Below are 21,336 nucleotides of genomic sequence, written 5' to 3'. Positions count from 1 at the left end.
CATGATGAGCGTCGATGAAAAACGAATCCGCGAGTTCGCTTACCAGATCTGGGAATCGGAAGGTAAGCCAGCCGGCCAGGAAGACCGCCACTGGGATATGGCTCGCAAGCTGGCCGAAGCCGAGGCGCTCGCGCCCAAGGCGGCGCCGCGCAAGCGCGCCCCTGCCAAGCCCAAGCAAACCCAGGAACCGAAAGCGGCAGCCCTGCCTGGCACTGTAAAACCAGCCCCCGCCAAGAAGCCTAAAGCGCCTAAAAAACCCGCTGCAGGTTAAGGCGGTGCTGCACATCGCCGATTAGCCTGCCCCACCGAGCCATGCCACGCCTTAGGCGAGCAGTGGTCTTTGGTAGAGCGGGTTGATCGGCGATCACGCCCAAACAGTTCCCCTGAACTTCATCCTACCAAGGCCATTTCGAGGTTAGCCATGAGCCCGCGCACGCCCAAGAAAACCCGCTCCGTTGCCCCGTCGCGCATTCGCGAAGGCCAGCCATTCCCCCTAGGCGCCACCTGGGACGGCCTGGGAGTCAACTTCGCCCTGTTCTCAGCCAATGCCACGAAGGTCGAACTCTGCCTGTTCGACTCAACGGGCGAAAATGAACTCGAGCGCATCGAGCTGCCTGAGTACACCGACGAGATCTACCACGGCTACCTACCCGATGCCCACCCCGGCTTGGTCTACGGCTACCGTGTGTATGGCCCTTATGAACCAGAGAACGGCCATCGCTTCAACCACAACAAACTGTTGATCGACCCTTACGCCAAACAACTGGTTGGCAACCTGGAATGGTCCGAAGCACTGTTCGGCTATACCATCGGCCACCCCGATGGCGACCTGTCCTTCGACGAACGTGACAGCGCCCCCTTCGTGCCCAAGTGTAAAGTCATCGACCCTGCCTTCACCTGGGGCCGCGACCAACGCGTGCAAGTGCCATGGGAACAGACCATCATCTATGAGGCCCACACCCGCGGCATCAGCATGCGCCACCCGGCAGTGCCCGAGGAGCTTCGTGGCACCTTCGCCGGCCTTGCCAACGACGAACTGCTCAAGCACATCAAGGACCTGGGCGTTTCGAGCATCGAATTGCTGCCGATCCACGCCTTCGTCAACGACCAGCATTTGCTGGACAAGGGCCTGAACAACTACTGGGGCTACAACAGCATCGCGTTTTTCGCACCGCATCCGCGCTACCTGGCCAGTGGCAAGATCGCCGAATTCAAGGAAATGGTCGCGCACCTGCATGATGCAGGCCTTGAGGTGATCCTCGACGTGGTCTACAACCACACCGCCGAAGGCAACGAACAAGGCCCTACCCTGTCGATGCGGGGCATCGACAACGCCTCCTACTACCGGCTGATGCCCGACAACAAGCGCTATTACATCAACGATTCGGGTACCGGCAACACCCTGGACCTCAGCCACCCTTGCGTGCTGCAACTGGTGACCGACTCGCTGCGTTACTGGGCTGGGGAAATGCACGTCGATGGTTTCCGCTTCGACCTGGCGACCATCCTGGGCCGCTACCACGACGGTTACAGCGAGCGCCACGGCTTCCTCGTCGCCTGCCGTCAGGACCCGATGCTCAGCCAGGTCAAACTGATCGCCGAGCCCTGGGACTGCGGCCCCGGTGGCTATCAGGTGGGCAACTTCGCACCCGGCTGGGCCGAGTGGAACGACCGCTTCCGCGATACTGTGCGGGCCTTCTGGAAGGGCGATGAGGGCCAACTGGCCGACTTCGCCGGGCGCATGACCGCCTCGGGTGACATGTTCAACAATCGCGGGCGCCGCCCCTATTCGTCGGTCAACTTCATCACCGCTCACGATGGCTTCACCTTGCGCGATTTGGTTTCTTACAACAGCAAGCACAACGAGGACAACGACGAAAACAACCAGGACGGCACCGACAACAACCTGTCGTGGAACTGCGGCGCCGAAGGCCCGACAGAAGACCCAGCGATCAACGACCTGCGTATGCGCCAGATGCGCAATTTCTTCGCGACCCTGCTGCTGGCCCAGGGCACCCCAATGATCGTTGCCGGTGACGAGTTCAGCCGTACCCAGCACGGCAACAACAATGCCTACTGCCAGGACAGCGAAATCGGCTGGATCAACTGGGACCTGGACGAAGATGGCAAGGCATTGCTGGCCTTCGTCAAGCGCCTGACCCGCCTGCGCCTGACCTACCCGGTGCTGCGACGTTCGCGTTTTCTGGTCGGCGACTACAACGAGGCGATCGGCGTCAAGGACGTTACCTGGCTTGCCCCGGATGGCAACGAAATGAGCGTCGAACAATGGGAAGACCCCCATGGCCGCTGCATGGGCATGCTGATCGATGGACGTGCGCAAGTCAGTGGCATTGCGCGGCCGGGCTCGGAGGCCACCATGCTTCTGATCGTCAATGCCCATCACGATGTGGTGCCGTTCAAATTGCCTGCGGTCCCTGAGGGCGACTACTGGAGCTGCCTGATCGACACTGACCGGCCTGAGCTGCGCAAGCCTGAGCAACTGGCCTTCGACAGCACCTTCGACGTCACGGGGCGCTCGTTCCTGTTGCTGGTGTTGAAGCACCAGGAAGACTGAACCCACCTGGGGCCTGCTCGGTCCCAACCTGTATCCGTTGCATTGAGGAGTGAACATGCACCTCGAAGCCGGCAGCACAGGTTTCATCAACACCCGCCAGGCCGCCGCGGTGCGGCGCCTGCGGGTGCTTACGGTGAACACCCACAAGGGGTTCACCGCTTTCAACCGTCGGTTCATCCTGCCAGAGCTGCGCGAGGCAGTACGCAGTACTGAGGCCGATATCGTCTTCCTCCAGGAAGTGCTTGGCAGTCATGATCGCCATGCCGCGCGCTACCCTGGTTGGCCGCAGACCTCGCAGTACGAATTTCTCGCCGACAGCATGTGGAGCGATTTCGCTTACGGCCGCAATGCGGTTTACCCCGATGGCCACCACGGCAACGCGCTCTTGTCCAAATACCCAATCATCGAACATCGCAACCTCGACGTATCGATTACCGGCCCCGAGCGTCGTGGCTTGCTGCACTGCGTCCTCGATGTGCCGGGGGACCAAGCTGTTCATGCCATTTGCGTGCACTTGTCGTTACTCGAGAGCCACCGCCAGCAACAACTGCAACTGCTACGCCAGCTGCTTGATGAGCTGCCTGCCTATGAGCCGGTCATCATTGCCGGTGACTTCAACGACTGGCAGCAGCGCGGTAATCGTGTCCTTTGCCAACATCCAGGTTTACACGAAGCGTTCGAGCGCCATCACGGCCTGTTGGCTCGCACCTACCCAGCTCGCCTGCCACTCTTGCGCCTGGACCGCATCTACCTGCGCAATGCCGATAGCCATGCTCCCCAGATACTGAGCCACAAGCCTTGGACGCACCTCTCCGACCATTTGCCATTGGTAGTGGAAGTACGGCTCTAACAATGATTCGGCATAGCCATAGGGTGGCAAAATAACGACCGTCGCTATGGCGGAACGATAAACTCCAAGAATCAACGCCTTAACTCGCTTAACAGCGCTTGGACGCCCCCTTCACGTTTTCTTGACGCGAGCATCAGCCTCTCCTTAGCTGAACATTGTCGTCAATCGTCGCGCCGGGCCTCTAGCGCGCACCTTTGTGTGCGCTCGCGTTACTGGTGTGCTGGTTTGGGTCGCCCTCTGTTTTGGTCGTACAGCTCGTGACAACAGGCCAGGTCCTTGAGCTTTACAACGAGAACCAAAGGAGATCCGCCATGAAAAGAACCTCGAACCCCTCGCGTTTCGAACCTATTTTCTACGCGGTTTCCACGTCGATGCTTCTGGCAACCCCGGTGGAAACTTTCGCATTCGATCTGTTGGATGACCCGCTTTCACCCAACTACCTGCAACAAACGACGCAGCCGAAGTTGTCGCTCGACCCGATCAGCGCCAGCGGCTTGAGCCTGGGTACCCTAAGCGCCTTCAGCGAGCAGATAAGCGACCGTCACAGCCTACCCGCCCCTGACCTTGCAGCCCGCCAGTGGCAGCAGTTCTTGCCAGGCACCGAGACCCCGCCCGGCGCGCGAGCACCAGAGCAGCTGGAAGCGCCCAGTCAGCAACTGATGATTGGCCCAGACCTGTTCGTGCGTGAAACCGCCGCAGGCAACGTGCACCGCGCGGGGATTTTCGTCGGTCACAATAATCTGCAAAGCAGCCTCAGCGGGGTGCGGCCTTTGTTAGGGGATAAACAGCGCAAGGCAGTCAATCTCAGCGGCGAGAGCCTGGGCGTGTACTGGAGCATGAGCCACGCCCAAGGCTGGCATCTGGATGCCGTGGCCATGGGCTCGCGCATCGAAGTCATGGGCCGCGGCGACGGCGGGCAGCGCCTGAATGACAGCGGCCACGCGATGACAGTGTCTCTGCAGGGCGGTTACCCCATCGGGCTAGGCGGCGGCTGGGTGATCGAGCCGCAGGCGCAATTGATCAACCAACGGTTCTTCCCCGGCAATCAGGCGCAAGAGGACACCCTGCGAACTTTCGACAGCCAACCCAGCTGGCGTGGCCGTGTCGGTGCCAAGCTGTCCGGGCGCTACGAAGTCAACAACATGCCGATCGAGCCCTATGTGCGAACCAACGTCTGGTATGACTTCAGCGACACGGGTGACGTGAAGCTGGACCAGGTAGACAAGATTTCCAGTTCCCGCTACTCGACTACCGTGGAACTGGGCCTGGGCCTAGTAGCACGGGTCACACCTTCGGTCGCACTCTTTGTCAGTGCCGACTACAGCAGTGATGTGGACGACAACGACCTCAATGGGCTGATCGGCAGCCTTGGTGTCAGAATGCGCTGGTAGCGACTGGGGCCGCCAGGCGGCCCCGGCCACTTCAAGCAGGCTTCATCACCAGTACCCCAAGCGGTGGCAGGTTCAGCGTCAAGGACAATGGCTGCCCGTGGCTTGCCACCGCCTCGCTGTGCACAGCGCCCAGGTTGCCGACGTTGGAGCCTGCGTAAAGCTCGGCATCGCTGTTGAGCAGCTCTTGCCAACGCTCACCGAACGGCACGCCTATCCGGTAACCTTCGCGCGGCACCGGGGTGAAGTTGGCCACCACCAGCAGTGGCTCGCCTTGGCTGCTCCAGCGCAACCAGGCGTACACGCTGTTTTGCGCATCATCGCCGATCAGCCACTGGAAGCCCTGGGGCTGGCAGTCCTGTTCGTGCAGCGCCGGCACTTCACGGTACAGGCGGTTGAGGTCACCCACCAAACGTTGCACACCTTGGTGCTCGGGATACTGCAGCAAATACCAGTCCAGCTGATGGTCGTGATTCCACTCGCGCCATTGGCCGAACTCGCAGCCCATGAACAGCAGTTTCTTGCCTGGGTGAGTCCACATGAACGTCAAGTAGGCACGCAAGTTGGCAAACTTCTGCCAACGATCGCCGGGCATCTTGTCGATCAACGAATGTTTGCCGTGCACCACTTCATCGTGGGAAATCGGCAGGATGAAGTGCTCGGAGTAGGCGTAGATCAGGCCGAAACTCAACTCACTGTGATGATGGGCGCGGTGTATGGGGTCATTCTGGATGTAGTGCAACGTGTCGTGCATCCAGCCCATGTTCCACTTGTAAGTGAACCCCAGGCCACCCTGCTCGGTCGGTTGGCTGACGCCAGGCCAGGCGGTAGATTCCTCAGCGATGATCAGCGCACCTGGCGCCTCGTGGGCGGCAATGCCGTTGAGGTGACGGATGAAGTCGATGGCCTCGAGGTTTTCTCGCCCACCGTAGCGGTTCGGCACCCACTCACCCGCTTTGCGCGAATAATCGCGGTAAAGCATCGACGCCACGGCGTCCACGCGCAGGCCGTCGATATGGAAGTGCTTGAGCCAGTGCAGCGCCGAAGCCACCATGAAACCACGCACCTCGTTGCGCCCCAGGTTATAGATCAGCGTGTTCCAGTCCTGGTGGTAGCCTTCAAAGGGGTTATCGTATTCGTACAGAGCAGTGCCATCGAAGCGCGCCAAGCCATGCTCGTCGGTTGGGAAATGCGCCGGCACCCAGTCAAGGATCACGCCAATGCCGCCCTGGTGGCAGGCATCGATGAACGCAGCGAAATCTTCGGCGCTGCCATAGCGGGACGTGGGTGCGAACATCGACAAAGGCTGGTAGCCCCAGGAACCGCCGAAGGGGTGCTCCATGATCGGTAGCAGCTCGATATGGGTGAAGCCTAATTGCTGCACGTAGGGCACCAGCCGGTCGGCCAGTTCACGCCAATTGTAGTAACGCGATACCTCACCCAGCTCGTCCAGCTCGCACTGCCAGGAGCCTGGGTGCAGTTCATAGATAGACAGCGGTGCGCTGTAGGCATGGCGCTGGGCGCGCTGGTGCATCCAGTCTTGGTCACCCCAGGCGTGGCCCAGAGCGCCGGCCACTTTCGAGGCGGTGCTCGGTGGCAGCTCGGTAGCGCGAGCCAGTGGGTCAGCCTTCAGCGGCAAGATTCCGTCTTTGCCCAGCACTTCGAACTTGTAGGTTTCACCCACGCCCAGGCGCGGAATGAACAACTCCCATACCCCAGCACCATGACGCAGACGCATGGGGTGCCGGCGCCCGTCCCAATTGTTGAAGTCACCCACCACTGAGACTCGGCGGGCATTGGGCGCCCAGACCGAGAAGCAAACCCCATCGACGCCCTCGACCTGCATCGGTTGTGCGCCGAAGCGCCCAGACAGGTCACGGTGGTTGCCTTCAGCGAACAGGTGAAGATCGATCTCACCCAATTGCGGGCCGAAGCTGTAAGGGTCTTCGGTGACTTGCTCACCGCCCGCCCAGTTGATCTGCAACAGGTAGGGCTGTGCCTCATCGAGGTGCGCGGTAAACAGGCCAGGCAAACTACCCTGCGCCATTTCCACCAGCACGCGCCCATCATGGCGCGCCAGCACGCGCGCATTCAGCGCACCTGGCAGAAAAGCGCGGATCCACAAGCCGCTGTGTCCATCGCCATGGGGGCCTAGCACTGCAAAAGGATCGGCGTGCTCGGCGCGGGCCAGGGCATCCAGGTCCCGTTGCCGAAGGCCGCCGTTTTCACGCGTGGTTGCATTCATCTATGACTCTCCCCAAGTACTGATCAGTCCATGCAGGCCATGCAAAGGCACGGCCAGCCAGCTTGGACGGTTTTCGGCTTCGTATGTAATTTCGTAGGCAGCTTTTTCCAGGCAGAACAACTCCAGTGCGGCGCGCTCGCCTTCGGCCTGCTGCCAGGCGTGAGGCATTGCGGCAGTAGCCAAGCCATAGGCCTGGATGAATGCCTGACGCGACTGGTGCAGATACTGCCGGGCAATCCGTTGCCGGGCTTGGCGTGCGGGGCCGCTGAGGTCCACGCTAGACGCGCTGCGCAAGATCATCGCAGCAGCATAGTCGAAAGAGCGCAACACGCCGCTGACATCTTTGTATGGGCTGTGTTTGGCGCGGCGCTCGTCCAATGGACGCGAAGGCTCGCCTTCGAAGTCGATCAGGTAGGCGTCACCCTGCACCACCAGCACCTGGCCCAGGTGCAGGTCGCCGTGAACGCGCATCAACAGGCCGCCCTGGGCTTGCTCGGCGAGCCTGGCGATATGCTGGCCAAGGCCCTCACGCTGGTGTTGCAGGTCATCGACCAAGGCCTGGCTATCGCTGTCCAGATGGCCACGGTGCTGGGCCAGCAGGTCCAGCGCATGATTGAGCTCGGCAGTGATCTGGCTGGTCCAGCGTTGGGTGTCGTCGACGTCGCTTGGCCGTGGTGCGAAGGCCTGATCGTTGCTTGGCGCCGCCAGCAGCAGGTGCATTTCGCCCAGGCGCTGACCCAGCAACGCGGCAAAGCCATTGAGCTCGGCCAGGGCGTCGGTATGGGCCTGGGCCTCACCGCCTGTCGGTTCCATCTCATCGCGGATGGCCCGCTCCAGGGTGTTCTGGGTCCAGGCCCAGGCGTCGCCCTGGTTACTCAGATAACCCTGAGCGATCATCAAAAGGTGCGGGGTGTCCTGCTCGTCGACGCGGCTGACCCAGGCCAGCAACGGCGAGATATTGGCAAAGCCTGCGGTGGTTAGGTAAGCACTCATCTCAAGTTCCGGGTGAACGCCTGGGTTCACGCGGCGGATCAGCTTGAGCACCACGCGATCACCAATCACTACCGAGCTGTTGGACTGCTCGGCGCTCAGGTAGCGCACTGCACTCTGCTCATTGAGTTGCAGGCTTGCCAACTGTTCGGTGCAGGCGAAACGCAGCTCGCCCTGGCCGTTGCCGCACGGTAGCTGCACGCCGTCCTGGCAGGCGCGCAGTACGGCGCGAATGAACGGTTCGAGCACGAAGGCATCGGTGATCAGGCCTACCTGGCTGCCTCGGCGCACTCTGGACAATGCCAGCTGTTGCGGCAGCGCGCTGTTGATCTGCTCCTCAGGCAACAAGCCAAAGGGCAACTGGTAATCAGTGGCAACGCCTGCACTGAGCACCTCGATTTCGCTCAGCAGCACGGGCGTGGTCGCGGTGCCGAAACGGACGCCATAACGCAAGCGTACTTGATCGATTGGGCTCTCTTTACCGGCGAACCAGCGGCGCTTGGGCAGGTATTGCGGCAGTATGGTGGTGTGTAGGGTGTCGCTGGCAGGCGACTCCAACAGTTCTTCCATGCGTTTGCGCAGCACTAATGTAGTCAATTCCGGTAACCCCTCGGTGGCTTGAACGTGCCAACTGGGCATGCTGTCGTGGGAAGCCAGCAGGAACCAGTAGAAGGCATAGGGCGGTAAAGTCAGCAGGAACGGTAATTGGCCAATTGGCGGGAAGGCGCTGCCACCGAGCATCTCCACGGGGACTTTGTCAGCGTATTGCGACAACTCAAGCTCAGCGGCCTGGGCGGCGCGGGAAACGTTAGCGACGCAGAGAATCACCTCGCTGTTGCCCTCGGCATCGGTGTACTCGCGCAGGTAGGCCAAAATCCGCCGGTTGCTTGGGGTGAGCATGCGCAGGCTGCCGCGGCCGAAAGCCTTCTGCTGCTTGCGCACGGCCAGCAGCCGACGGTTCCAGTTCAGTAGCGAGTGCGGGTCATGGGATTGAGCCTCGACGTTGACGGTCTGGTAACCGTACAGCGGGTCCATGATCGGCGGCATCACCAGGCGCTGCGGGTCGGCCCGGGAGAAGCCGCCGTTGCGGTCGGGTGACCACTGCATCGGGGTGCGCACGCCATCACGATCACCCAGATAGATGTTGTCACCCATGCCCAATTCGTCACCGTAGTACAGCGTGGGTGTGCCCGGCATCGACAACAGCAAGCTGGTCAGCAGTTCGATGCGCCGGCGGTCGCGCTGCAGCAACGGCGCCAGTCGCCGGCGGATGCCCAGGTTGATGCGGGCGCGACGGTCTTGGGCGTAGTAGTTCCACAAGTAGTCACGCTCGCGGTCGGTGACCATCTCCAAGGTCAGCTCATCGTGGTTGCGCAGAAAGATCGCCCACTGACACTTGGCGGGAATTTCCGGCGTCTGGCGCAGGATATCGGTGATCGGGAAGCGATCCTCCATGGCCAGAGCCATGTACATACGCGGCATCAGCGGAAAATGGAAAGCCATATGGCATTCATCGCCATCGCCTTCGCCAAAATAGGGTCGGGTATCTTCGGGCCACTGGTTGGCTTCGGCCAACAGCATGCGATCTGGGTAATTGGCATCGATCTCGGCGCGGATCGCCTTCAGTACCCGGTGTGTTCCCGGGAGGTTTTCGTTGTTGGTGCCATCACGCTCGATCAGATAGGGGATCGCATCCAGGCGCAAACCGTCCACGCCGATATCCAGCCAAAAGCGCATCACCCCGATTACCGCCTTGAGCACCTGGGGGTTGTCGAAATTCAGGTCGGGCTGGTGCGAGTAAAAGCGGTGCCAGAAGTACTGCCCGGCGACCGGGTCCCAGGTCCAGTTGGATTTCTCGGTATCGAGGAAGATGATGCGCGTGCCGTCATATTTCTGATCATCATCCGACCACACGTAAAAGTCCCGCGCCTTGCTGCCACGTTTTGCATGCCGGGCGCGCTGGAACCAGGGGTGCTGATCACTGGTGTGATTGATCACCAGCTCGGTGATCACCCGCAGCCCGCGCTTGTGAGCCTCGGCAATGAAGCGCCGGGCGTCGGCCATGCTGCCGTAATCTGGGTGCACGGCCTTGTACTCGGCGATATCGTAACCGTCGTCGCGCCGCGGCGAGGGATAGAACGGCAATAGCCAAAGCGTGTTCACACCCAGCTCGGCGATGTAATCGAGCTTGCTGATCAGGCCGGCGAAGTCACCGATCCCGTCGTTGTTCGAATCGAAGAACGACTTGATATGCAGCTGGTAGATCACCGCGTCCTTGTACCACAGCGGGTCATCGATGAAAGCTGCCGGGCGCGAACGCTTGGCCATGGGTGACTCCTTTCAAAGCTGGGTTGAGCTTGCGCGATCTTAGGTAGCAGCGGGTTCCGCCGCGAAGCCTGGAAGCGGGTGTGCGGCACCGACCTGGTTGGGTTTGCAGGCCCACCCGCCTCTGCAAGGCGCGATATGCAATGGTCAACTGGCCTTTTCGATGCGCCAGATACCGAACGGCTGATGCCAAGGCTCGATGCGCATCCATTGGGTTTTGCCATGCCAGGTCCAGCGATGGCCGTTCATCAAGTCCTCACCCAGGGTTTGGGCATCATCGTCCAGCCCCAGTTCCCACAATGGCAGCTCGAAATGCGCCTCTTGTGCGTTGTGCGGATCCAGGCTGATGGCCACGAGAATGAAATTGTCGCGCTCGGGCGTACGCTTGGCGAAGTACAGGATGTTGTCATTCCAGCAGTTGAAGAAGGCCACGCCCAAGTGCGTCTGCAGCGCACGGTTTTGCCGGCGAATGCGGTTGAGCTGGGCGATTTCGGCAACGATGTTGCCGGGCTGGTTGAAATCGCGCGGGCGGATTTGATACTTCTCCGAATCCAGGTACTCCTCCTTGCCCGGCAACGCTGCGCTCTCGCACAGTTCGAAGCCCGAATACATACCCCACAACCCTGAGCCCATGGTTGCCAGCGCAGCGCGAATGAGGAACCCGGCGCGGCCTGAGGTATGCAGGAAATAGGGGTTGATATCTGGCGTATTGACGAAGAAGTTCGGCCGGTAGCAGTGGCACCATGGCGGCTGGTTGAGTTCTTCGAAGTACTCGCGCAACTCCTGCTTGGTATTGCGCCAGGTGAAGTAGGTGTAGCTCTGGGCATAACCGACCTTGCCCAGCCGGGCCATCATGGCAGGCTTGGTGAAGGCTTCGGCCAGGAATATGACCTCCGGATACTGGCTACGCACATTGGCGATCAGCCATTGCCAGAACGGCAAAGGCTTGGTGTGCGGGTTGTCCACGCGGAACGTCTTGACGCCCTCCTCGACCCAACCGACCACCACGTCACGCAGGGCCAGCCACAGCGACGGCACGGCGTCGGCAGCATAGAAGTCGACATTGACGATGTCCTGGTACTTCTTCGGCGGGTTTTCAGCGTAGCGAATGGTGCCATTAGGCCGCCAGCTGAACCAGCCGGGGTGCTGCTTGAGCCAGGGATGGTCTTGGGAGCACTGAATGGCGAAGTCCAGCGCGATTTCCAGGCCGTGTTCAGCGGCGGCGGCGACCAGCCGGCGGAAGTCCTCACGGCTTCCCAGTTGCGGGTGAATCGCCTCGTGGCCACCGTCAGGGCTACCGATGGCGTAAGGGCTGCCGGGGTCACCAGGCTCAGCGCGCAAAGCGTTGTTGCGGCCCTTGCGGTGCTGAGTACCGATCGGGTGGATCGGCGGAAAGTACAGCACATCGAAGCCCATGTCTCGGATCATCGGCAAGCGGGCGTGCACATCGTTGAACGTGCCGTGCCGTTCGGGGCTGTCGGTGATCGACCGAGGGAACAGTTCGTACCAGCTGGCGAACAACGCCGCCGGTCGGTCGACATCCAGCGGGAATTCACGGCTGCAAGTCAGATAGCTGCGGTGCTCGGCCAAGGCCATGAGCCTGGCAGTATCGGGATGCAGCAGCCTAGCGACCTGCCCGTCGGTATCCAGCGAAGCCAACTGCGCTTGCACAGCACCGATTTCTTCGCGCAACGAGCCTTGGCTGAGTTCCACACCCTTGCCCAGCATCAAGCGCCCCTCTTCCAGCTCCAACGAAACCTCGACCCCGGCGTGGTACTTCTTCTCCAGGTCATGGCAGTAGGTGGCGAAGGGGTCGATCCAAGTTTCGATGCTGAACAGATGCGGCCCGATTTGCGTAGGCGTGAACTCAGCCAGCCACAGGTCGTTGCCCTGCGACTGCATAGGCAAACAATGCCAGCGGCGGCTACTGGCTTCACGCCAGTTGAGCATCACCGCCAAGCGGTCATGGCCATCGCTGTAGACCTTGCTGCTGACAGTCACTGGCTGGCCACTGACTGCCTTGGCGGCGAAGGCGCCGCCATCAAGCACCGGTTCAGTACCCTCGATCACGATGCGCGGCGCGAGCAGCGCCTGGGACAGGCTGATGGCCTGGTCCGGGTGATCGTTCGCCATGGGTACGCTTTCAAAGGGCTCGTTGAGTGACATCGACCTTGCTCCCTCAGGCTGTTGGCGGTAAGGGTTCAGAGCCAGGCACAGGCAGGGGGTTCAAAAAAATTGAGCGAACGGCAACTGTCAGCGGTCAGAGCCTGCAGCACCTCTTCACTCACCCATGCGAGGTCAGGCCATGAACATTCCCACGCCACCGGAAACACCAGATCCCAACATCGACGACCCAACCCTGCCCCAGCCCGTGCCCGAAGAAGAGCCGGATGAGCTGCCGGTCAAGCCTACGGTGCCGCCAACGGTGGGCGACCCGCCGAATGAAGAACCTGCGGTGAAAGCCTCAGAATAGACAACCTCCACCTATTTGCATGATTGACCGGCCCCACTCGGGGGCCGGCATCAGACCATTCGGTTCACAGCATCCACCTAGCATTTTTGCCAGTTGTGAGAGTGGGCGTTACCCTCGAAGAATGTGCTTCATGGTTCTTGCACCTTGGAGCGCTAGACAATGTCCACCAAGCCTTCCGTTGACGCCACGCAATCAGCCGATTTCCCCGTACCCTACCTGATCAGCAACCTACCCGACGGCAGCCTGCCGGATATGCAGGATTTTGGCCTGGAACGGGTGGGCAGTGTCGAGGGTGGCTGGTACAGCCTGTGCCCGATCAAGGCCGGGCGTGCGCTGACCAAAGATGAAATGCTCAGCGCCTGCCTGGTACACCGGCGCACCGGCGAATTGATACGGGTCGACTACAGCGCCAAAGCTGGCAAGTTGGACGCCGCCAAGTGGCTGGGAGACTTCGCAGCGCACGTAGCCGCATCCGGCAAGCCCATCACCGCCGGCGGCTGGACCGACGAAAACGAATTCTCCAGCAGCCACGCTGCGCCGCGCCTGTGGTGCCAGGCTGATTATCGGGCGTTCAGTACTGCCCCTTTTGTTGGCAACTGCGTGCAGGTACTGGCATGCAACGACGCTTTCTCGCTGAGCAAAGGCCAGACCCTGAGCCTGCAAGTGCGCGACCTCAAAACCCAGGCGCTGCACGAACAACACCTGTTCACCGCCGAAGCGGACAGCGGCTGGAGCAAAGCTTTGTGCCAGCAGATCAACCGTGACAGCGCCCTGATACGTGCCGGTGTCTTTGACGCCAAAGCCTGCACGGTGACACCAGGCGCTACCGGCAACGCCTTCTGGGGGCCGCAGCATGCTGAACTGAGCGTCACCCTGACCGAAGTGCACTGGTGGGCTAGCGATCCGCTCGATGCCAGCGCCACGCCCAGCGGCGCGGCACTGCAGGCGTGGGTCTACGATGCATTTTCCCAACGCCTGCTCGGCCACCATACCTGGCTGCCGAGCAAAGCCCAGCGCGCCAGTGGCAAATGGCTCGAACCCTGGGCCAAGGCGCTGGCCGGCTCGGAAGTAGCGCCGTACATGCGCATTGACCCAGTCACCGCGCTGCTTGAACAGCGCGGCGACGGCCTGCGCATCTTCGCCACGCTACCGGGTCAGGAGCATAGGGTTGAAGGACCACTGCTCAAAGCCGCCTTCAACACACCGGCAGATGCCGTGCTGGTGACCGTGCGCCATCCCGGTAACCAAGCGTTGCTACACCACGCGCTGTTCAGGCCACAGGACTGCGAGGCAGCGCCGAAGAACCAGACTACCTGGGTTGAGGCATTGGCCGGTTTCATTCAAGGGCAAAAATGGCCTGAGTTGGAAGTTAAGGACAACAAGCAGGTATGGGTATTGAAGGATGCGGAGTTGCAAGTGGCATTGGCAAATGTTGGTGATGGCAATGGGTGGAGCGTCGAGGATTATGGAGTGGAGCTGCTCAGCGCTGATGAATGGCCTCGGGCTATCTCGGTCGACCCGGTGGAGATTACAGTTGATCCGAGAATTGGCGTTACACGAGTGACAATTGACTCGGCTGCAAATGAGCTAGTATTTCGATTGGACCCGAAGGCCCGCGATCGAGGATATCGAGTTGTTGCGTGCATTCCGTCTCAGGAAGAATTTGATAACCTGCGCGAAGCATATAAAGAATTTGTCGATACTACCCTGGAGGCGCAGGGCTATACGCCCGTAGCGTTTGCTGACCTTAATACCCCTGAAGGCGCTGCAAAACTCGCGATGGCCGCCGTCGATTACTCACGCTTACACCAAGCATATTCAAAATACATAAAAAATGATGGACCTAAAAGCTACAGGGAATATAGAGGCATAAAAGAAACTATCAGGGAGAATCCTAACGACCTAACGTACGTCACTGCCCTGAAAGAATATGACGAAGCGCTTGACAACCGCAATAAACACAGTCTATTCATACGCCAAGTACATAGTGAGTATCTTGCAGCCCTGAACCAACACACGACAGAGGCTCTTGACTCTTACGTCCCTTGTAGCGAAGGTGGATTTTTCAACTATGCGAGTTACACCCAACTAATTTTGAAACATTCCACCATTAAAGAATCCCTTGACCATGAAGGCCAGTTGGAGAACTATGTACAGCCTCTAGAGCCCGTGATTGGCGATACCTACACCTCCATGCTGCATGAAATCCTAACTGCAGCTGGCATTGAAATAAAATATGATCTGACAGCTGACGAAGCCGCCGCAATTGGGACTGCGCGGGGTAACTACCAAAAGCTGATTAAAGCTTTGAGCCAATCTCTAAAATATTTTTTCTCATGGGATGATCGTAACGTTGATGATGCTACGGAGAATATCGTCGCATCCGCTGATGATGCACTTCAAGCCGCTTACAGCGTTGCTGATTACTCAGTAAAAAAATTTGAGATTCAGATGGGAACAATCCCAATCCTCGACCTTGTCTTCGAGGACCTGAGAGAGTCGCTTATTAAAAGACTGCCATCTACAGAAGGTGCTTACGGCGCACTCTACAAAGTTTGTAACGCCTCCAAACCAGCAAACAATGTATCAATACCAATCTGGCCTCAGTCAGTGACCGACAATGCCATAAATTGGTTAAGCTCACCACACAAACAAACCTATGACATTTACTTTGAGTTCCCAGAGACCGACAGGGGTAAAACCTTAGTAGTCGCGGGCCACATTGGCACAGTACAGTCCGATGTTTTTTGGCAGAGAAAAACATCCGTCAACTTCCAACCGCCCCAATCGCTCAAGGACTGGAACCAAATAAGTTTCCTCTGCGAAGACTACGGCAACACAAACGGCTCCGAAATATTCGACACCACCGGCCACAGTGAATCAGGCGTCGACCCGCGCACAGGCCTGTTCCACGCCCATTACCCGGTGGCCAGCCTACAAGGCTTGCAAGGCCAAGGGCCGGTATGTGAACTGACCTTGCACTATTCGGCCATGCGCGCCAACGAGGCCGGACTGGGTGACGGTTGGGCGTGGCGTTTCTCCAGCGTGCAGGTGCGCGACAGGCTGCTGACCCTGGCCGATGGGGTCCAGGTCAAGTTCACCGACGCGCAGTGGTCCGAACTGGGCAAGGGTCAAGCGCTCAAGCTGGCCGCCTGCGTAGTGCGCAGCAACGCCGATTACAGTGAGTTCATCATCGATCTGCCATCCGGCCGGCAGGAAGTGCTGAAAAAGCCTGCCGCCCCAGGCAGCGACGATGAAGAACCGAACAAAGCGTTTCAGGATCTCGTGCTGAAAACGCTGAAAGCCATCCGCGATAAGTCCCAGCCTGATTTCCCAACGAAGCCTGACGGTTGGCAGCAATGGATATTGATGTGCGTACCTCAGATGTACTACGGCGCCGCATCCTTGGACTATATCGAAGCAGTCCAGGCTTGGCAGGGAGACAGCAATATCAAGGAGCTCAACCGACGCATCGCCGACTACGAGACACCCTTCGTTCAGCTACTGCCCACGATCATCGAATCGCCCTATGGTGAGAAACTCACACTGGAGTGGAAGCGTCAGAAAGGTCAGTTTCTGCTGGTCGCGGTCAACAGTGGCAACGAAGCATTATTCAAAGCGCAATACATCAAACCGCACGAGAAGACGGGCTCTGAGGTCCGGATGCAGGTCTGGCCCGGTAGCCAGGCTGAGAAGTATGAGGTCAACCTCGAACTCGAAGGCTACTTGCTGCGTAAACTCACACGTAAGCAGAACGACAACGTGCTGCAACAGGTGGACTGCGACTACGACGACGACCCCACTCTGGACCGCGTACTGTGTAGCTTGAGGGAACTGGATGGGTCAATCGAGTGCGTGAAATACCAACCCTGGCAAGCAACCAATGGGACCAGAAATCGTCGCCCTGGGCTGCCGCGAGTAATGCTGCATGCTTTGATACCAGGCGATGCCCAGCAGAACCAGGTAGCCACCTACAAGTATGACGGGGACTTCCTGGCGACCGACCACCGCATTGTCAGCGTCGAATACGAGTGCGGCCCGCACAGCGCGCGCGAGCGACACCTGCTGGTGCATGGCCGCGTCAAACATGAAAGACGTGTCGAGCGCTTCGAATTCCTGCGCGCAGTGGCTTCGGAGAAGGATCACTGGCTGTCCTTCACCACCCGCCCTGACCAAAAGAACAACGACAAGCTTCGGCTGACCAAAGGCTACCGTTATACCGGGGCGGGTGATGAATTTGCCGAGCTGCTCTTCGCCTTGAAGGCCGGCGACAAGGATGACGAACCGACGGTTAAAGACGGGGCGGTACTGGTAGAGCGCCAGCACGAGCTGCTTCAGTGGTTCTTCGACAAATCCGATGATGAAGAGCGCCCAAAACTGGCGGCCAGCATCTCTTGGCTACTGGCCAATACCCCACGTGAGGAGCGCGACGGGCTGGGGCGCTCTGTAGAGGTGGCGACCCAGGAAGAGGACCTTGCCGGTAATGTGCTGCGCCTGCATAAAAGCGACGAACACATTCTGTACCGCTGCTACTACAGCCAGGCTGGCGACAACACGATCAAGCTCAACTCGCTCACTGGGCTGGAAGCGCTACCAACCCTCAACTGCCCATTCATCCCGGACTACGCCACGGCGCCGGTCATGGCGGAATACCAGTGCGACCCCTTCGGCAACGCAAAAGGGCTACGCCTATTTGGCTACCGCAAGGTAAAGCGCGGTACACGCGACCTGCTGGAGCTGGCCCAAGTGGTGGTGATCGAAGGGGTCGAGGGCCAAGTCAAAGGCGACAGGCTCGACAGCGACACCAAGTGGGCGCTGACCGATGCCGGGGCTACCCTGATTTGGCGCCAGCGCACCACCGAAATTAGCGAGGTCAGCCCTAAGACACCCCAAAGCAAGGTCATGCAGTGGTCGGTCACAGATACCCAAGTCACCCATCACGGCAAAGAGCGCTTCGAGCTTAAAAATCTGCAAGCCTTCGAGGACAATCCGACTACCCCTGGCATTACCGTGCGCGTCAGCAGCACCACCTTGGCAGGTACCGAACTGCTCAGTACCGAGCTGCGCTCACGGCATGCCAGGCGACGCCTGGAACGAATGGAGCAAGGTGAGGAGGTGTACTGGCAGTACGACGCGCTGGGCCGTGTGATTGAAGAATCACGCTACCTGATCAAGGACGGTGCTACAGCCAAAGGCAAAGACCAGCAAGCCGACGAGTCGACCAGCACGCGCTATTCGGCTGACGGCAAAGTCGCCACGCATACCCATAAAAACCAGGACATCAGCCGCAGCTATATCGACGGCCTCCAACGCACTTGGCGACGCGAGTGGTGCAAGCATGGCACCCAGCACTTCATTGCGCTTGAGCACTATGACTTTCACGGTCAGGACTCCGGGGAACTGCTGGCCAGTTGTAGCTGGGACTATCTGCCCGGCGGCCAGGCTGTGGTCGAGATGACCCCTGGAGTGCTGGGTACAGGACCGCGAGCCTGGATCCGCGAACAAGGAGGCCTGGATGGGCCGGGGATGCTCAGCGCACTGCAAGCCCAGAGCAACACCGACGTCGCATCAGGCAGCCTTGGGCGCGAATCGCTGGCGACCCAGGACATCAAGACTCAGCACCTGGTCGAACATGGCCTGGACGGGCAATGTCTGTTCCAACGCAGCTCCGAGTACGCTCATCGCAGGGACGGGACCTTCGAACAAGTGGAGCACCTGACCGATAGTGCTGGCCGTACGCAGCTGCAATTGCTCAGGCACTACGACCGGTCAGGCCATGTCATCCGATACGAACGTAGCCTGGGCACGCAAACTGCTATCTATAGCCTTAAGCGCGACGCAATGGGCAGGGTCACGCAGCTTACCCGCCCCGACAAGTCCACCATCGCCTACCGCTATCACGGCCTGAGCAACCACGCCACCGAACTGAAAGTGGACGGCGTGGTAGTGGCTACGCAGAAAGTCACTGCCATCAGCACGCTCACTTCGCGCACCGTGGGCAAACGCACTTACGGTTTCAGTGATACTAGCGTGACGCTGCCTGATAAAAGCACCCTCATCACCCTTCAGAACGCCGGCGGTTCATGGCTCATGGCGCAGGGCCATACCCTCTCCAGCCTCACCGTCAACGATGACACACTGACCCTCGACTCGGCCGCCAGCGACAGCAAAACCGCCAGTGACTGGAAACAGACCTACCGCGACGCCAACCTGCCTGGACGCCAGCATGTCGAGCAGACATCGCCCCGTGCCAAGCGCCAGGGCTGCCGCTGGCAGAGCCTGCGTGGACTGACGCTGGCATCGCTGCGCGCTGACGGCCACTGGCAACGTGTGTTCACCGACCGCCAAGGGCTGTTGCTGCGCACGTGCCAGGACCATGAAGAGGTCATACACCGCTACGACCCACAGGGCCGCCTGCAGTCGCGTAGCGCCCTGGCACTCAAAGCCGGCGGCCGCTGGCAAGTGCTGAGTGAATACGATGGCTTTGGCCAGGAAATGACCCGGCGCTTCCTGCGCAATGGTAGCGAATGCTTCAAGCAATGCCTGACCTGGCGCGGCGATGGTCGCTTGGCTAGCAAGACTAGTTTCGAGCAAGGCAAGCAGCTGCGTGCGGAGCATTTCGAGTACGACGCGCTTGATCGCCTGCAAAAATACGAATGCAAAACCAGCGCCGCCAAGCATTGCCCGCTCAATGCACGGGGCATGGCGGTCAAAGCCCAGGCGTTCACTTGGGATGCCTTGAACAACCTGACGCAATGCATCACCACCACCTATGACGGCAAAACCCAAACCGAAGACCTGGCCTACAGCAAAACCGACCCCACCCAGCTTGTGGGAATCAACTGCGACGATGACACCCAAAACTTGGCATGGAACGCCAACGGCTTTCTGACCGACGCCGCTGGCCAGCATCACTACAGTTACAACGCCGCCGGCCAGATCCTCAAGGTCAGCGATGAAGCCGGCAAGCTACTAGCGCGCTATGAATACGACGGCAGCCAGCGTCTGGCGGCGCAATACCTGGAGAGCGACCAGAGCACCCGCGAGCTGCGCTATGAAGGCGACGAGCTTATTGGCCAATTGCGTTACGACAAGGCCGGCGAGGCTTGCCAGCACACAAGCTTGACCTGCGGCCTGGCTCAGTACGATGAAAACGAGGTGCGTTGGTTGATCGATGACCCACAGGTGGGGGTCGCCGGCCAGGTCCGGGACGGTAAGCTGGAACTGGCGCCCTTGCTGCCCTTCGGCGAGGGCAAGGCACTCGAGGGTGTCGTCAACGGGTACAACGGTATGCGCCGTGATCCGCTCACCGGTCACTATCACGCCGGCAATGGTTACCGCAGCTACGACCCGACACTGCGCCGCTACGCCCAGCCCGACTGGCTCAGCCCGTTCGGCGAAGGGGGCATCAATGACTATGCCCATTGCCCGGACCCGGTGAACCTGCACGACCCCAGCGGTGCGATCATGGTCAGCCGCTGGGACCAGCAGGCGCAGAACGCCAGCTACGAAAGAGCGCTGACCGACACGCAGAAAATGCCGGTCGGCAACCGCTGGCGTGGCCTGGCATTCTCGGCATTGGTGGCGGTTGTGGGCGCGGTGCTGACCGTCGTCACCGGGGGTATGTCGGCGATCGTGCTGGGCTTCGTCACGGTGATGAGCATACTGTCGTTCGCCTTCGAAGTGGCGGCAGTATTCACCGCCGATTCGAACCCTCGATTGTCGCGGGCACTGAGTATCGCTTCGGTCACCACCGGGGTGCTGAGCACCATGGGCTTCTCTGGGTTGTTCAAGCTCGGCCTGAGCGGGCTCAAACTTTTGGCAAAGGGTGCCACGCTGGTGGGCAAAGGCGCCAAAGTGGTGTGGAACGCGGCCAAGACATTTGCGCGAACGGGCCTTAAAGGGCTCAAAGCCTCCTGGCGTGCAGCCCGTGGGGCCGGCCGGCTGAGTGCGTTGGCCGATGATGCGCTGGGCGGCCTGGGCTCCCCTGGCAAGCTGGGCAGCCTTCGCCGACGGCTGATGTATCACCTGACTGAAAGCGTCGTAATAGGTGAAAACACCCCGATCAACTTCGCCCGGTCGGGACTGATCGGGAAAGTTGGCAGTTACATGCAAAGCAAGGGGATGCTCGCACCGATCATGCAAACGCGGATGCACCGCGCGGCCGCCTATACCGCCGATGCTGCTGGCAACCTGCTCGACAGCAACATATTGCTTGGCACGATCAACTCGAGCATAGACCTGGAAAACCAGCGCCAGGCGCTGGAGGACGCAGAGCAACCCGAGCGGCAGGCGAGTAACGCCGTCAGTGTAAGGCGTTCGGGTAGCACTGCAGCTGGGCAGGTACCTCGCTTGCCATCCCTGCGCACGGTACGGCACAGGCTGCTACCTGCAACCCAAAGTGCAAGTTTCTGGTAGGAGGCCTGACAGCTGAATGCGGTTAACGCACCAACATGCGCTTGCATTGTTGACGGGCAAGCGCGCACCTAA

9 protein-coding genes are annotated in these 21,336 nt (G+C 60.0%); 6 read left to right on the top strand and 3 right to left on the bottom strand.

Features of this window, described 5'->3' with window-relative positions; genetic code table 11:
• The first annotated feature begins 1 nt into the window (after position 1).
• The 4 genes from HU725_RS08515 to HU725_RS08500 all read left to right on the top strand — a co-directional run bounded on the left by HU725_RS08515 (position 2) and on the right by HU725_RS08500 (position 4,816).
• On the top strand, positions 2 to 271 hold the full coding sequence (locus HU725_RS08515) for a DUF2934 domain-containing protein (protein ID WP_186476849.1): 270 nt from the start codon (positions 2 to 4) through the stop codon (positions 269 to 271).
• Between the two features lie 150 nt (positions 272 to 421).
• On the top strand, positions 422 to 2,575 hold the full coding sequence (glgX, locus tag HU725_RS08510; RefSeq protein WP_186476848.1) for a glycogen debranching protein GlgX: 2,154 nt from the start codon (positions 422 to 424) through the stop codon (positions 2,573 to 2,575).
• A gap of 55 nt (positions 2,576 to 2,630) precedes the next feature.
• Positions 2,631 to 3,425: an endonuclease/exonuclease/phosphatase family protein gene (locus HU725_RS08505; RefSeq protein ID WP_186476847.1), complete on the top strand. Its 795-nt coding sequence runs from the start codon at positions 2,631 to 2,633 to the stop codon at positions 3,423 to 3,425.
• Positions 3,426 to 3,736: 311 nt separating this feature from the next.
• Entirely contained in the window at positions 3,737 to 4,816 is a 1,080-nt protein-coding gene (locus HU725_RS08500; RefSeq protein WP_186476846.1) for an autotransporter domain-containing protein, read from the top strand.
• Between the two features lie 31 nt (positions 4,817 to 4,847).
• Here HU725_RS08500 and glgB read toward each other — a convergent pair whose 3' ends face one another.
• The 3 genes from glgB to HU725_RS08485 all read right to left on the bottom strand — a co-directional run bounded on the left by glgB (position 4,848) and on the right by HU725_RS08485 (position 12,539).
• Entirely contained in the window at positions 4,848 to 7,058 is a 2,211-nt protein-coding gene (gene glgB / locus HU725_RS08495; protein WP_186476845.1) for a 1,4-alpha-glucan branching protein GlgB, read from the bottom strand.
• Positions 7,059 to 10,376 carry a maltose alpha-D-glucosyltransferase gene (treS, locus tag HU725_RS08490; RefSeq protein WP_186476844.1) on the bottom strand — a complete coding sequence of 1,106 codons (3,318 nt, stop codon included), beginning with the start codon at positions 10,374 to 10,376 and terminating at the stop codon, positions 7,059 to 7,061.
• A 144-nt stretch (positions 10,377 to 10,520) separates the two neighbouring features.
• Positions 10,521 to 12,539 (bottom strand): alpha-1,4-glucan--maltose-1-phosphate maltosyltransferase, encoded by a 2,019-nt coding sequence (locus HU725_RS08485; protein WP_186476843.1) that lies wholly within the window; start codon positions 12,537 to 12,539, stop codon positions 10,521 to 10,523.
• A 139-nt stretch (positions 12,540 to 12,678) separates the two neighbouring features.
• Between HU725_RS08485 and HU725_RS08480 the strand changes: the two genes are divergently transcribed.
• A complete protein-coding gene (locus HU725_RS08480) occupies positions 12,679 to 12,846 on the top strand; it encodes a hypothetical protein (RefSeq protein WP_186476842.1) in 168 nt (55 codons plus the stop codon).
• Positions 12,847 to 13,005: 159 nt separating this feature from the next.
• Entirely contained in the window at positions 13,006 to 21,264 is an 8,259-nt protein-coding gene (locus tag HU725_RS08475) for an RHS repeat-associated core domain-containing protein (RefSeq protein WP_186476841.1), read from the top strand.
• Positions 21,265 to 21,336: the final 72 nt, after the last annotated feature.

Source organism: Pseudomonas promysalinigenes (assembly GCF_014269025.2).
In the GTDB taxonomy this organism is placed as follows: domain Bacteria; phylum Pseudomonadota; class Gammaproteobacteria; order Pseudomonadales; family Pseudomonadaceae; genus Aquipseudomonas; species Aquipseudomonas promysalinigenes.
This window is presented reverse-complemented; position numbering and strand designations above follow the sequence as displayed.

Bases quoted from the DNA above. Each gene is read 5' to 3' on its own strand.
- glgX (WP_186476848.1), top strand. From the start codon at position 422: ATGAGCCCGCGCACGCCCAAGAAAACCCGCTCCGTTGCCCCGTCGCGC.
- HU725_RS08480 (WP_186476842.1), top strand. From the start codon at position 12,679: ATGAACATTCCCACGCCACCGGAAACACCAGATCCCAACATCGACGAC.
- HU725_RS08500 (WP_186476846.1), top strand. From the start codon at position 3,737: ATGAAAAGAACCTCGAACCCCTCGCGTTTCGAACCTATTTTCTACGCG.
- HU725_RS08515 (WP_186476849.1), top strand. From the start codon at position 2: ATGATGAGCGTCGATGAAAAACGAATCCGCGAGTTCGCTTACCAGATC.
- HU725_RS08505 (WP_186476847.1), top strand. From the start codon at position 2,631: ATGCACCTCGAAGCCGGCAGCACAGGTTTCATCAACACCCGCCAGGCC.
- HU725_RS08475 (WP_186476841.1), top strand. From the start codon at position 13,006: ATGTCCACCAAGCCTTCCGTTGACGCCACGCAATCAGCCGATTTCCCC.
- treS (WP_186476844.1), bottom strand. From the start codon at position 10,376: ATGGCCAAGCGTTCGCGCCCGGCAGCTTTCATCGATGACCCGCTGTGG.
- glgB (WP_186476845.1), bottom strand. From the start codon at position 7,058: ATGAATGCAACCACGCGTGAAAACGGCGGCCTTCGGCAACGGGACCTG.
- HU725_RS08485 (WP_186476843.1), bottom strand. From the start codon at position 12,539: ATGTCACTCAACGAGCCCTTTGAAAGCGTACCCATGGCGAACGATCAC.